This is a genomic window from Actinomadura rugatobispora (genome assembly GCF_042656285.1).
GTDB classification, from domain to species: domain Bacteria; phylum Actinomycetota; class Actinomycetes; order Streptosporangiales; family Streptosporangiaceae; genus Spirillospora; species Spirillospora rugatobispora.
This window is the reverse complement of the sequence record NZ_JBHSON010000016.1, coordinates 73,155-85,791: the sequence shown is the minus strand read 5'-3', so window position 1 is coordinate 85,791 and position 12,637 is coordinate 73,155. Positions and strand designations below refer to the sequence as shown.

The following is a 12,637-nucleotide window of genomic DNA, read 5'->3' as shown; positions in this document are numbered from 1 at the left end:
GGCGGCTTGCGGAACCGGTAGAGGCGGAATCGTTACGGGATGGTGCCGTGACCGTCTTGCGGACGGTCCGATGGCCCTCTGACCGACTGTCCTCAGGGGCTTCGGCACGGGCCACGCCCGGATCGCCGCGTTCGCCGCCGGGCCCGCCGCCCCGCTTCGCCGCCCGCCTCAGTCCTCGGCGCCGGGGGGCGGGAGGCGCTCCCCGGACCGCAGCCGGTCGAGGCCCAGCCAGATGAACTCGTAGGCCATCTGCTCGGCGCTCGCCCGCTCGGTGTCGGGATGCTCCAGCCACCACGACACCATCGACAGCATCGAGCCGTACATCAGCGGGACCAGCAGCCGCGCCCGCCGCTCGTTGACCGCCAGCGCGGCGGGCGACAGCGCGGGGTCGGCGCGGCGGCGCCGCAGCAGCAGGTCGGCGAACGCGGTGCCGAGCCGGTCGCGGAGCTCGCGCAGCTCCCGCAGCCCCAGCCCCACCTCGGGCTTGTCCAGGTGCCGGATCACCAGCGCCCAGGCGTCCGGCTCCTCGGTGGCGTAGTCGAACAGCACCCGCACCATGGCGCGGATGCCCTCGCCCGAGCCGCCCCGGGCGGGCACCGTCGCGTTGAGCCGCCCGGTCAGGTCGGTGACCACCGAGTCGGTGACCGCGGCGAACAGCTCCTCCTTGGACGCGAAGTGCTGGTAGAGCAGCGCCTTGGAGACCTGGGCGGCCGCCGCCACGTGCTCCATCTGGGTGAGGTGGTAGCCGCGCCGCCCGAACTCGCCCAGCGCCACCCTCAGCAGCTGCTCGCGGCGCTGGGCGTGCGGCATCCTGCGCCGCACACCCGGAACGGCCTCCCCCGTCTCACGCGTCATTTGCCGAGGTACTTACCCAGCTCGGCGCGCGCCACGGAACGCACGTGCACCTCGTCCGGCCCGTCGGCCAGCCGCAGCGTGCGCAGCCCGGCCCACATCGCGGCCAGCGGGGTGTCGTCGCTGACCCCGGCGGCGCCGTGCACCTGGATGGCCTTGTCGACCACGTCCAGCGCGACGCGGGGCGCGATCACCTTGATCGCCGCCACCTCGGAGCGGGCCGCCTTGACGCCCTGCTCGTCGATCAGCCAGGCGGTCTTGAGAGTGAGCAGCCGCGCCTGCTCGATCGCCATCCGCGACTCGGCGATCTGCTGCTGGACGACGCCCTGCCGGGCCAGCGGCTTGCCGAAGGCCACCCGCGAGGCGGCCCGCTCGCACGTCAGCTCCAAGGCCCGCTCGGCCATGCCGATGGCGCGCATGCAGTGGTGGATGCGGCCGGGGCCCAGGCGGGCCTGGGCGATGGCGAACCCGCCGCCCTCCTCGCCGACCAGGTTCTCCACCGGCACCCGCACCTCGTTGAGGTGGATCTCGCAGTGGCCGTGCTGGTCGGAGTAGCCGAACACGGGCAGCGGCCGGACGATCTCCACGCCCGGGGTGTCCAGCGGCACCAGCACCATCGACTGCTGCCGGTAGGGGTGGCCGTCCGGGTCGGTCTTGCCCATCAGGATCATGATCTTGCAGCGCGGGTCGGCGGAGCCGCTGATCCACCACTTGCGGCCGGTGATGACGTAGTGGTCGCCGTCGCGCTCGATCCGGGTGGAGATGTTGGTGGCGTCGGAGCTGGCCACGTCCGGCTCGGTCATCCCGAACGCGCTGCGGATCTCGCCGTTGAGCAGCGGGGTGAGCCACCGCTCCTTCTGCTCGGGCGTCCCGAACAGGTGCAGCACCTCCATGTTGCCGGTGTCGGGCGCGGCGCAGTTGATGGCCTCTGGGGCGAGGTTGGGGGAGCGGCCGGTGACCTCGGCCAGGCTGGCGTAGTCGGTGACCGACAGGCCGTGGGCGGGGTCCTGGCTGTCGGGGAGGAAGAGGTTCCACAGGCCGCGCTTGCGCGCCTCGACCTTGAGCTCCTCCACGATCGGGGGGACGGTGTGCTCCTGGCCGGCCGCGCGCAGCTCGCGCCGCTGCTCGGCGTAGAGCGGCTCGGCGGGGTACACGTGGGAGTCCATGAAGTCCTGCAGCCGGGCGAGGTAGTCCTGGGCCCGTTCGCTCAAACCGAAGTCCATTCGGCTATAGTAACTGACGAGTCAGTTACTTGGGGAAAGGCAGTCACATGGCGGCTTTCGACGGTGCGGGCAAGGTGGCGCTGATCACGGGCGGGTCCAACGGCATCGGCGCGGCGGTCGCCCGCCGGCTCGCCGCCGGCGGCGCGCGGCTGGTGCTCGCCGACATCGACGACGAGCGGGGCGGCGCGCTCGCCGAGGAGCTCGACGGCCGCTACGTCCGCTGCGACGTGCGCGAACCCGCCGACAGCCAGGCCGCCGTGACCGCCGCCGTCGAGGCGTTCGGCGGCCTGGACGTGGCCTTCCTCAACGCCGGGATCGTCGGCGGGGGCGACCTCGGCGAAGGCTTCGACCCCGACCTGTACCGCCGGGCCATGAGCATCAACCTCGACGGCGTCGTGTACGGCGTCCACGCAGCCCTCCCCGCCCTCCGCGCCCGCGGCGGCGGCGACATCATCGCCACCGCCAGCATGGCCGGCCTCACCGCCACCCCGTTCGACCCCGTCTACGGGGCGAACAAGGCCGCCGTCATCGGCCTCGTCCGCGCCCTCGGCCCCGCCTACGCGCCCGAGGCGATCCGCGTCAACGCGCTGTGCCCCTCGTTCGCCGACACCGCCATCCTCGGCGGCATGAAGGCCGAGCTGGAGGAGCGCGGGTTCCCCATCCTGGAGGTCGAGGACGTGGTAGGCGCGTTCATGGCCATCCTCGACGGGGAGGATTCCGGCGAGGCGTGGTTCGTCGTCCCCGGGCGCGAGCCGGGCCCGTTCAAGTTCCGCGGCGTCCCGGGTCCCCGCTGACCCTCGGGCCCGCCCCGATCCAGACCGTCCATCCGAGGGAGAGAGCGTGCGCGCGATCCAGATCACCGAGTTCGGCGGCCCCGAGGTGCTGAACGTCGCCGACCTGCCCGACCCGGTCGCCGGTCCCGGGCAGCTCCTGGTCGAGGTGTCCCGGGCCGGCGTCAACTTCGCCGACACCCACCAGGCCGAGGACAGCTACCTTTCCAAGACCGAGCTGCCGCTGGTGCCGGGCGGCGAGGTCGTCGGCCGCACCGCGGACGGGCGCCGCGTCGTCGCCCTCACCGGCAGCGGCGGGTACGCGGAGAAGGCCGTGGCCGCGGCGGGCATGGCCTGGGACGTCCCCGAGGCCGTCGACGACGTCACCGCCCTCGGCATGATCATCCAGGGCGCGTCCGCCTGGGTGCTGCTGCGCCGCAGCACCCACCTGGAGCCGGGGGAGACGGTCGTCGTGCACGCCGCCGCGGGCGGGGTCGGCACGCTGGCCGTCCAGATCGCCAAGGCCTGGGGGGCGGGCCGCGTCATCGCCACCGCCTCCTCCAAGGAGAAGCGCGAGCTGGCCCTGGAGCTCGGCGCCGACGTGGCGGTCGACCCCGCCGAGCCCGACCTGACGGCCGCCCTGATCGAGGCCAACGGCGGCAGGCGCGTGGACATCGTGCTGGAGATGACCGGCGGCCGGGTCACCGACCAGAGCCTGCGGGCGCTCGCCCCGTTCGGGCGGCTGGCCTTCTACGGGATGGCCTCCCGGGAGGCGCCCTCGCCCGTCCAGCCCGCCACCCTCCTGGCCCACTCCACCACCATCGCCGGGATGTGGCTGGCGCACGTCTTCCAGATGCCCGGCGACGTCATGGGCACCGCCCTCCGGGAGTTGTTCGGCCTGGTGGCCGACGGCCGGCTGCGGGTGGTCTCCGGCGGCGAGTACGGCCTGAGCGAGGCCCGCCGGGCCCACGAGGACCTGCGCGCCCGCCGCAGCACCGGCAAGCTCGTACTCGACCCCGCCCGCTGATGCGCCCCCGGCGGCGCGCCCGCGTCCCGGGCCCGCCGGGCGGGCCCGCCGGGGTCAGCCGCCGACCAGGCCGTTCTCGTAGGCGTACACGACCGCCTGGGTGCGGTCGCGCAGCGCCAGCTTGGTCAGCACATGGCCGACGTGGGTCTTGACCGTCTGCTCGGCCAGCACCAGCTCGGCCGCGATCTCGGCGTTGGACAGGCCCCGCGCGATCAGGCGCAGCACGTCCAGCTCGCGCGGGGTCAGCGACGAGGTCGCGCCCGGGCTGGGCCGCTGGTGGCGGCGGCGCCGGGCGAAGTCGCCGATCAGCCGCCGGGTGATGGACGGGGCCAGCAGCGCGTCCCCGGCGGCCACCACCCGCACCCCGTTGACCAGGTCGGCCGCCGAGGCGTCCTTGAGCAGGAACCCGCTGGCCCCCGAGCCCAGCGCCTCGTACACGTACTCGTCGAGGTCGAAGGTGGTCAGCACCAGCACCTTCGGCCTGATCCCGGCCGGGTCGACGTCGTCGCCGGGCGGCTCGCCGACCAGCTCGGCGGTCGCGGCCAGGCCGTCCATCTCCGGCATCCGGATGTCCATCACGATCACGTCCGGGTCCAGCTCGCGGGCCATCGCCACGGCCTCCAGGCCGTTGCCCGCCTGCCCGATCACCTCGATCTCCGGATCGGAGGACAGCAGCGCGGCCAGCCCGTCGCGGATCATCACCTGGTCGTCGGCGATAAGCACCCGAATCGTCACGACAGGAACACTAGCCGGGCCCGCTCACCGCTCCGGCGCGATCACTCCGAGTCGCCGTACGGCAGTTCGGCGACCACCGACCAGCCGCCCTCCGCGCGGGCCCCGGCGGTCAGGGCGCCGCCGAGCATCGCCACCCGCTCGTGCATGCCCACCAGGCCGTGCCCACCGCCGTGCGACTCCTCGGGGGTGGTGCGCGGGCCGTCGTCGGTGACGGCGACGTGCAGCCGGTCATGGCCGTACCGGATCTCGATCGCCACCCGGGCGCCGGGCGCGTACCGGGCCGCGTTGCTCAGCGACTCCTGCACGATCCGGAACGCCGACAGGTCAACCCCGACCGCCAGCGGCCGGGGCAGCCCGACCACGGTGACGCCGACCGCCAGCCCGGAGCGGCGGGCGGTGGCGACCAGGTCGTCCATCCGGTCCAGGCCCGGCTGCGGGGCGCGCTCGGCGCCCTCGTCGTCGGAGCGCAGCAGCCCCACCACCCGGCGGGTCTCGGTCAGCGCCTCGCGGGCGGCGTCGCGCACCACGCCGAAGGTGTGCCGGGCCGCGTCCGGCAGTTCGGGGATCTTGTACGGGGCCGCCTCCGCCTGCATGGCGATCACCGACATGTGGTGGGCGACCACGTCGTGCAGCTCGCGCGCGATCCGGGCGCGCTCCTCCAGCACCGCCTGGCGGGCCAGGTCCTGGCGGCGCAGCTCCTCCTGCTCGCGCAGGATCGCCTCGGCGGTGCGGCGCCCGCCGACCGCGTCGCCGAAGGCCAGCACCATCAGCACGATCCCGCCCAGGATCGCGCCGAACCAGCCCGGCATCCCGAACAGCACCGCGGGCCCGATCAGCCCCGCGATGGTGACGGCGCCGACGCCGACCAGCGTCTCGCGGTCGCAGGCGAGCGCGACGAAGAAGAGGATGACCAGGTGGGCCAGGAACGCGGTGACCGGCCACGGCCAGAAGGCCGTGTCGTGCACCAGCAGGGCCCCCGCCAGCAGCCCGCCGGCGGCGATCCGCCAGGCGGCCAGCGGCCGCCGCACCGCGAACAGCAGCGGGCCCGCCTGCAGCACGCCGAACAGCGCGCTGAGGCCCGGGGGCCGGCCGTCGACCTCGATCGGGATGGCGATGGAGCCCGCCGTGAACCCGATCGTCATGGCCAGCATGAGCAGCAGGATCGGCACGCGCAGCCACATCGGCGGCGGCAGCATGGTGGCCCGCGGGTCGTGCGGGCCCGGGATCAGCGCCGCGCGGACGCCCTGCACCAGGCGCACGTGGTCGTGCCGCGCCGGCTCGGGCCGGAGGGGGCCGTGGGGCGCGGGCTCGTCGCGCGGGGGAAGGGGAACATCGGTCATCGCACCTTGGAGCCTAAGGCGCGGCACCGACGGTCCGCCTGCCCCGGGGGAGGGAGATCGCGACCGGGCCCTGGGTAGCGGTCAATGTCCTACTTTATTAATATTCCCGATTGACTTAATAGGGATTTTGGTTCAGGGTGAAGATCGTGAGCCGCCCCGCCCATCCCGCAGCGCGCCTGCACGTCGTCCTCCGGCGGCAGGCCGGCTGCCTGTGTCGCCCCGCCTAGCGGGCGCCTCCCACGGCCCCGCACGCCGCGTCCCCTGAACGTACGCCGTCCCCCGAACGAACGCCGCGAAGGGCTCCTTCACCGTGTCCACCTCCTCCCTCGATCTGGCGCGCGCCCCCGCCCGGGCCCGCCCGAAGATCCTCTCCGTGCGCCTCCCGCGCTCCGCGCTGGCCCGCGCCGTCAGCCCGCTCGTCCTGCTGGTGCTGTGGCAGCTGGCCTCGTCCACCGGCCTGCTCTCCGAACGCCTCCTGGCGGCGCCCACCACGATCGCCGCCACCGGCGTGGACCTCCTCCGCGACGGCACGCTGCCCAGCGCGATCGGGGTCTCGGTGCAGCGCGCCGCGCTGGGCTTCCTCATCGGCGGCGTCGCCGGCGTCGGGCTGGCCGTGATCGCCGGGCTCAGCAGGCTCGGCGAGAACTCCGTCGACCCGCTGATGCAGATGCTGCGGGCACTGCCGCACTTCGGCCTGATCCCGCTGTTCATCCTGTGGTTCGGGATCGGCGAGACGCCCAAGGTCGCACTGGTCGCGCTCGGCGTCGCCTTCCCGCTCTACCTCAACACCTTCGCCGGGATCCGCGGCGTGGACGGCAAGCTCGCCGAGGTCGCGCACACGCTGCGGCTGGGCCGGTTCGCGCTGATCCGGCACATCGTGCTCCCGGGCGCGCTGCCGCAGGCCCTGGTCGGGCTGCGGCAGAGCCTGGGCATCGCCTGGCTGGCGCTCATCGTGGCCGAGCAGGTCAACGCCTCCTCCGGCCTCGGCTTCATGATCAACAACGCCCGCGAGTTCCTGCGCACCGACGTGGTCGTGCTGGGGCTGGTGGTGTACGCGGCGCTCGGCCTGATCACCGACGCGCTGGTCCGGCTGCTGGAGAGGAGGGCGCTGACATGGCGCAAGGACTTCCTGACGTGATCGCCGCCGGGACGCCCGGCCCGGCCCCCGCCGAGCCCGTCGCGACGGTGGAGGGGCTGACCCGGCGGTTCGGCGACCGGACGGTCCTGGACGGCATCGACCTGACCATCGAGCGCGGCGAGTTCGTCGCCCTGCTCGGCCGCAGCGGCTCGGGCAAGTCGACGCTGCTGCGCGCCCTGGCCGGCTTGGACCGTGACACCGAGTTCACCGAGGAGGGCGGCCTGACCGTCCGCGGCACCACCGCCGTGGCCTTCCAGGAGCCCCGCCTGGTGCCCTGGAAACGGGTCCGGGCCAACGTCGCGCTCGGCCTGGACGTCCCCGAGCCGCGGGCGGCCGCCGAGAAGGCGCTCGAGGAGGTCGGCCTGAGCGAGCGCGGCGGCGCCTGGCCCCTCACGCTGTCCGGCGGCGAGGCCCAGCGCGCCTCGCTCGCCCGCGCGCTCGTCCGCGAGCCCCGCCTGTTCCTGCTGGACGAGCCGTTCAGCGCCCTGGACGCCCTCACCCGCATCACCATGCACCGGCTCGTCCTGGACCTGTGGGAGCGGCACGGCCCCGGCATCCTCCTCGTCACCCACGACGTCGACGAGGCGCTGCTGCTGGCCGACCGGGTGCTCGTCCTGGACGGCGGCCGGATCGCGCACGAGTCGCGCGTCACGGTCCCCCGGCCCCGGCACCGCGACAACCCCGAGCTCACCGCGCTGCGGGACGTCCTCCTCGACCGCCTCGGCGTCACGCCCACCTGAGCACGCCCTCCCGAGTCCCCTCGAAGAGCGAGGAACCACCCATGACGATCGGAAGACTCCGCACGCTGCTGGCGGGCGTGGCCGCGCTCGTCCTCACCGCGTCGGCCGCCACCGGCTGCGGCGGCGGGGAGGACGCGCAGAACGCCGCGATCCGCCAGGACGGATCGGTCGACCTGTCCAAGGTCACGCTGCGGATCGGCGACCAGAAGGGCGGCCAGCAGGCCCTGCTCACCGCGGCCGGTGAACTGGGCAAGCTGCCGTACAAGGTCACCTGGAACCAGTTCACCTCCGGCCCGCCGCTGCTGGAGGCGGTCAACGCCGGGGCGCTGGACTTCGGCGCCGTCGGCAACACCCCGCCGGTGTTCGCCGCCGCCGCCGGATCCAAGATCAAGATCGCCGCGGCGGCCGACCTCGGGCTGACCGGCCAGGCCGTCCTGGTGCCCGGGAACTCGGCGATCAAAGCCCCGGCCGACCTCAAGGGCAAGCGGATCGGCGTGGCCAAGGGCAGCTCGGCCCACTACCACCTGCTGGCCGTCCTGAAGCGGGCCGGGCTCGGCTTCAAGGACATCCAGCCGCAGTACCTCGCGCCCCCCGACGCCCTCGCCGCCTTCAGCCAGGGCAGGCTGGACGCCTGGGCCGTCTGGGACCCCTACACCGCGCAGGGCCAGAGCCAGGCGGGCGCCCGCGTCCTCGTCGACGGCCGGGGCTACACCACCGGCTACAACCTCATCGTCGCCGCCGAGAAGGCCCTGGACGACAAGGCGAAGACGGCCGCGCTGCGCGACTACCTCGCCCGGCAGCGCCGCGCCCTGGTCTGGGCCGCCGAGCACCCGGAGAAGTGGGGCGAGGTCTGGGCCAAGGACACCGGGCTGCCGCTCCCGGTGGCCGTGCAGGCGGCCCGCCGCCGCGCCGCCAGCCTGATCAAGGTCGACGACGCGCTGGTGCGGCACGAGCAGCAGGTGGCCGACACCTTCCTCGGCGAGAAGCTGATCCCCGGGAAGGTCGAGATGGCCGAGTTCGTCGACCGCCGCTTCAACGACATCGAGGTGAGCCGATGACCGCGGGCGTCCCGCGCTTCCACTGGTTCCTGCCCACCACCGGCGACAGCCGCGCCCTGGTCGGCGGCGGGCACAGCGTCCCGGCGGGCGTCGGGCGCCCCGGCGACCGTCCCGGCAGCGCCGACCGGGTGCGCCCGCCGGACATCGACTACCTCGCCCAGATCGCCCGGTCCGCCGAGCAGCTCGGCTTCGAGGCGGTGCTGACCCCGACCGGCACCTGGTGCGAGGACGCCTGGCTGGTCACCGCGGCGCTGCTGCGCGAGACCTCCCGGCTGAAGTTCCTGGTGGCCTTCCGGCCGGGATTCGTCGCGCCGACGCTGGCCGCCCAGATGGCCGCCACCTACCAGCGGATCTCCGGCGGGCGGCTGCTGCTGAACGTGGTGACCGGCGGCGAGTCGGCCGAGCAGCGCCGCTTCGGCGACCACCTGCCGCACGCCGACCGGTACGCTCGCACCGGCGAGTTCCTGGAGATCGTCCGCGGCGCCTGGAGCGGCGAGCCGTTCGACTTCGAGGGCGAGCACTACCGCGTCGAGGGCGCCGTCGCGCCGCGCCCGCCCGACCCCCTCCCCGAGATCTACTTCGGCGGCTCCTCGCAGGCCGCGGGACCCGTCGCGGCCCGCCACGTCGACGTGTACCTGACCTGGGGCGAGCCGCCGGAGCAGGTGGCCGCGAAGATCGCCTGGATGCGCGGGCTGGCCGCCGCCGAGGGCCGCGAGCTGCGGTTCGGGATCCGGCTGCACACCATCAGCCGGGACACCTCCGAGGCGGCCTGGGGCGAGGCGCGGCGGCTGCTGGACGGCGTCGACCCGTCCCACGTCGAGCAGGCGCAGCAGGCCCTGGCCGCCAGCGACTCGGTCGGGCAGCGGCGGATGCGCGAGCTGCACGAGTCGTACCGCGCGGGCGCCCGGGGCCCGGCGCGCGACCTGGAGATCTACCCGAACCTGTGGGCCGGCGTCGGCCTGGTGCGGGGCGGCGCGGGCACCGCGCTGGTCGGCAGCCACACCGAGGTGGCCGAGCGCATCGAGGAGTACGCGGCGCTCGGCATCGAGGAGTTCATCATGTCGGGCTACCCGCACCTGGAGGAGGCCTACTGGTTCGCCGAAGGGGTGATCCCGGAGCTGCACCGGCGCGCCGCCGCCGCGTCCGCGGCGTCCGTCGTGTCCCCCGTGTCCGGAGAGCCCCGGCCCGCCGTCGCGGAGCGCCACGCCGAGGCCACCGCCGCCTCGACGGGTTAGACGCGCGTGGCGGAGACTGCTGGGATGACCGATGATCTCAGGCACCCCGTCTTCGCCCGTCTCTACCCCCGGCTGGACGCGGCCGCCGCGCGGATCGGCGGTGACGCGCACCGCGACGAGCTCCTGGCCGGCGCCTCCGGGCGCGTCCTGGAGCTCGGCGCGGGCCACGGCGCCAACTTCGCGCACTATCCGGGCGGCGTGACCGAGGTGGTCGCCGTCGAGCCGGAGCCCGCGCTGCGCGCCCGCGCCGTCGCCGCCGCCGCGCAGGCGCCGGTGCCGGTGGCGGTGCGGGCCGGGGTGGCCGAGCGGCTCGACCTGGACGACGCCTCCTTCGACGTGGCGGTCGTCTCGCTGGTGCTGTGCTCGGTCCGCAACCCGGTCCGGGCGCTGGCCGAGCTGCGCCGCGTGCTGCGTCCCGGCGGGGAGCTGCGCTACTACGAGCACGTGCGGGGCGACACGACCGGGATGGTGACGTTCCAGAAGTACGCCGACGTGGTGTGGCCGTACGTCGCGGCGGGCTGCCACGTCTCCCGGCCCACCGACGAGTGGATCGCCAGCTGCGGCTTCACCGTGCGCCGCGAGCGCCGCTTCGCCTTCCCCGCCTCGCGTCTCCCCAACCCGGCCTCCCCGCACGTGATCGGCGTGGCTGTGCGCGAGTAAGGACTTGCTTAACGTGCTTTTCATCGGGAAAGGCACGTTCATGGCTCAACACGGGGTACCCGGACAAGGCGACCTGGGACCCGCCCACCCGGAGGGGCCGTCGCATTCGGCGGCGACCGCGGCGATGCTGGCCGGCGCGGCGGCACTGGGCGGATTCCTCTTCGGTTACGACTCTTCGGTCATCAACGGCGCCGTGGACGCGATCAAGGCCCAGTTCGGCCTCAACCCGGTGGTCGTGGGCCTGGTGGTGTCGTCGGCCCTGCTGGGGTGCGCCGCCGGGGCCTGGTTCGCCGGGCCGCTGGCGGACCGGATCGGCCGCGTCCGGGTGATGCTGATCGCCTCGATCCTCTTCATGGTCAGCTCGCTGGGCTCGGCGCTGGCCTTCAACGCCTGGGACCTGACGTTCTGGCGCCTGGTCGGCGGGCTGGCGATCGGCGCCGCGTCGGTGATCGCGCCCGCCTACATCGCCGAGATCGCCCCGGCGGAGCTGCGCGGGCGGCTCGGCTCGCTCCAGCAGATGGCGATCGTGCTGGGCATCTTCGCCGCGCTGGTGGTCGACTACGTCATCGCCCGCGCCTCCGAGGGCGGGGCGTCCGGGCAGTTCCCCTGGGGCGGCACGGCCTGGCGCTGGATGTTCGCCAGCGCGATCGTCCCCGCCGTGATGTACGGGGTGATCGCCACGACCATCCCCGAGTCGCCCCGCTACCTGGTCAAGAAGCACCAGCCGGCGAAGGCCCGCGCGGTGCTGGCCCGGGTGATGGGGCACGGCGACGTGGACCTCAAGATCCGCGAGATCGGCCGCTCGCTGGCCCGCGACCGGCCCGTCCACCTGCGCGACCTGCGCGGCCACCGGCTCGGGCTGCTGCCGATCGTGTGGGTGGGCATCCTGCTGTCGGTCTTCCAGCAGTTCGTCGGCATCAACGTGATCTTCTACTACTCGTCCTCGCTGTGGCAGGCCGTCGGGTTCAGCGAGAACGACGCCATGCTCACCTCCGTGATCAACTCGGTGGTGAACGTGCTCGCCACGCTGCTGGCGATCGCGCTGGTCGACAAGATCGGCCGCCGCCCGCTGCTGCTGGCCGGGGCCGCCGGGATGACGGTCACGCTGGGGATCATGACGATCTGCTTCGCCACCGCCCCGGTGGTGAACGGGGAGCCCGTGCTCGGCGGCGCGGCCGGGCCCGTCGCGCTGGTCGCCGCCAACGTCTACGTGCTGTCGTTCGCCGCCACCTGGGGCCCCGTGGTCTGGGTGATGCTCGGCGAGATGTTCAACAACTTCATCCGGGCCTCGGCGCTGGCCGTCGCCGCCGCCGCGCAGTGGATCGCCAACTGGCTGATCACCACGACCTTCCCCGGGATCTCCGGCGTCTCGCTGGGGCTGGCGTACGGCATGTACACCGTCTTCGCGGCGCTGGCCTTCATCTTCGTGATGCGGGCCGTGCCGGAGACCAAGGGCCGCGAGCTGGAGGACATGGACCAGCTGGCCACGCCGGCGCGGACCTGACCGCACGGCGCCCCCGGCCGACCGCACGGCGGCCCCCGGCCGCGTCGGCTACCATGGGGCGCATGGCAGGCATGGGCGCGCATCACGCGCCGGCGACGACGACGCCGGGGACTCCCGGCGCGACCGCCGCCTGACCTGACGAGCCAGCGGCGAGGCCCCGGGAGCGATCCCGGGGCCTTTCGCCTTTGCCAGGGCCGTTCCCCGGGGCCGCTCCCACCGATACGACGAGACAGGAGCGAACCATGGGACAGGAACCGGCCCCCGGACGGGAACGGGCCGAGGGCCCTGGGGAGGATGCGTCCGGTGACCTGCCGGACTCGGTAGCATCGGACCCCGGTCCTGGATCGGACCCCGT

Annotated in this window: 12 protein-coding genes; 8 read left to right on the top strand and 4 right to left on the bottom strand. The window is 74.0% G+C overall.

Annotation, left to right across the window (positions count from 1 at the left end; genetic code table 11):
- Positions 1–168: 168 nt before the first annotated feature.
- Both ACFPZN_RS14040 and ACFPZN_RS14035 read right to left on the bottom strand, forming a co-directional pair.
- Positions 169–855 (bottom strand): TetR/AcrR family transcriptional regulator, encoded by a 687-nt coding sequence (locus ACFPZN_RS14040; RefSeq protein WP_378282356.1) that lies wholly within the window; start codon positions 853–855, stop codon positions 169–171.
- Entirely contained in the window at positions 852–2,075 is a 1,224-nt protein-coding gene (locus ACFPZN_RS14035; RefSeq protein WP_378282355.1) for an acyl-CoA dehydrogenase family protein, read from the bottom strand. The genes ACFPZN_RS14040 and ACFPZN_RS14035 overlap by 4 nt, the downstream gene beginning before the upstream one ends.
- A 47-nt stretch (positions 2,076–2,122) precedes the next feature.
- On the opposite strand from ACFPZN_RS14035, the gene ACFPZN_RS14030 reads away from it, so the two are divergent.
- Both ACFPZN_RS14030 and ACFPZN_RS14025 read left to right on the top strand, forming a co-directional pair.
- On the top strand, positions 2,123–2,869 hold the full coding sequence (locus ACFPZN_RS14030) for an SDR family oxidoreductase (RefSeq protein WP_378282354.1): 747 nt from the start codon (positions 2,123–2,125) through the stop codon (positions 2,867–2,869).
- Between the two features lie 46 nt (positions 2,870–2,915).
- The gene (locus ACFPZN_RS14025; protein WP_378282353.1) at positions 2,916–3,872 is read left to right on the top strand and encodes a quinone oxidoreductase family protein; all 957 of its coding nucleotides are present in this window, start codon (positions 2,916–2,918) and stop codon (positions 3,870–3,872) included.
- A 54-nt stretch (positions 3,873–3,926) separates the two neighbouring features.
- Here the strand turns inward: ACFPZN_RS14025 and ACFPZN_RS14020 are convergent, their stop codons facing one another.
- Together ACFPZN_RS14020 and ACFPZN_RS14015 are read right to left on the bottom strand one after the other, a co-directional pair.
- Entirely contained in the window at positions 3,927–4,607 is a 681-nt protein-coding gene (locus ACFPZN_RS14020; RefSeq protein WP_378282352.1) for a response regulator, read from the bottom strand.
- Between the two features lie 41 nt (positions 4,608–4,648).
- Entirely contained in the window at positions 4,649–5,947 is a 1,299-nt protein-coding gene (locus tag ACFPZN_RS14015) for a sensor histidine kinase (RefSeq protein WP_378282351.1), read from the bottom strand.
- Positions 5,948–6,257: 310 nt separating this feature from the next.
- Here ACFPZN_RS14015 and ACFPZN_RS14010 point away from each other — a divergent pair, with 310 nt between their 5' ends.
- The 6 genes from ACFPZN_RS14010 to ACFPZN_RS13985 are packed head-to-tail and all read left to right on the top strand — an operon-like array spanning position 6,258 to position 12,282.
- On the top strand, positions 6,258–7,085 hold the full coding sequence (locus ACFPZN_RS14010) for an ABC transporter permease (RefSeq protein WP_378282350.1): 828 nt from the start codon (positions 6,258–6,260) through the stop codon (positions 7,083–7,085).
- Positions 7,061–7,825 (top strand): ABC transporter ATP-binding protein, encoded by a 765-nt coding sequence (locus tag ACFPZN_RS14005; RefSeq protein WP_378282349.1) that lies wholly within the window; start codon positions 7,061–7,063, stop codon positions 7,823–7,825. The genes ACFPZN_RS14010 and ACFPZN_RS14005 overlap by 25 nt, the downstream gene beginning before the upstream one ends.
- Positions 7,826–7,866: 41 nt before the next feature.
- Positions 7,867–8,883, top strand: a complete 1,017-nt coding sequence (locus ACFPZN_RS14000; protein ID WP_378282348.1) for an ABC transporter substrate-binding protein — start codon at positions 7,867–7,869, stop codon at positions 8,881–8,883.
- Entirely contained in the window at positions 8,880–10,118 is a 1,239-nt protein-coding gene (locus ACFPZN_RS13995; protein WP_378282347.1) for an LLM class flavin-dependent oxidoreductase, read from the top strand. Before ACFPZN_RS14000 ends, ACFPZN_RS13995 begins: the two co-directional genes overlap by 4 nt.
- 24 nt (positions 10,119–10,142) lie before the next feature.
- Positions 10,143–10,778 (top strand): methyltransferase domain-containing protein, encoded by a 636-nt coding sequence (locus ACFPZN_RS13990; RefSeq protein WP_378282346.1) that lies wholly within the window; start codon positions 10,143–10,145, stop codon positions 10,776–10,778.
- Between the two features lie 40 nt (positions 10,779–10,818).
- Positions 10,819–12,282, top strand: a complete 1,464-nt coding sequence (locus tag ACFPZN_RS13985; RefSeq protein WP_378282345.1) for a sugar porter family MFS transporter — start codon at positions 10,819–10,821, stop codon at positions 12,280–12,282.
- Positions 12,283–12,637 lie beyond the last annotated feature (355 nt).

Excerpts from the sequence above, each read along its gene's own strand:
- ACFPZN_RS14000 (WP_378282348.1), top strand. The coding sequence starts at position 7,867 with ATGACGATCGGAAGACTCCGCACGCTGCTGGCGGGCGTGGCCGCGCTC.
- ACFPZN_RS14035 (WP_378282355.1), bottom strand. The coding sequence starts at position 2,075 with ATGGACTTCGGTTTGAGCGAACGGGCCCAGGACTACCTCGCCCGGCTG.
- ACFPZN_RS14015 (WP_378282351.1), bottom strand. The coding sequence starts at position 5,947 with ATGACCGATGTTCCCCTTCCCCCGCGCGACGAGCCCGCGCCCCACGGC.
- ACFPZN_RS13995 (WP_378282347.1), top strand. The coding sequence starts at position 8,880 with ATGACCGCGGGCGTCCCGCGCTTCCACTGGTTCCTGCCCACCACCGGC.
- ACFPZN_RS13985 (WP_378282345.1), top strand. The coding sequence starts at position 10,819 with ATGGCTCAACACGGGGTACCCGGACAAGGCGACCTGGGACCCGCCCAC.
- ACFPZN_RS14040 (WP_378282356.1), bottom strand. The coding sequence starts at position 855 with ATGACGCGTGAGACGGGGGAGGCCGTTCCGGGTGTGCGGCGCAGGATG.
- ACFPZN_RS14005 (WP_378282349.1), top strand. The coding sequence starts at position 7,061 with ATGGCGCAAGGACTTCCTGACGTGATCGCCGCCGGGACGCCCGGCCCG.
- ACFPZN_RS13990 (WP_378282346.1), top strand. The coding sequence starts at position 10,143 with ATGACCGATGATCTCAGGCACCCCGTCTTCGCCCGTCTCTACCCCCGG.
- ACFPZN_RS14030 (WP_378282354.1), top strand. The coding sequence starts at position 2,123 with ATGGCGGCTTTCGACGGTGCGGGCAAGGTGGCGCTGATCACGGGCGGG.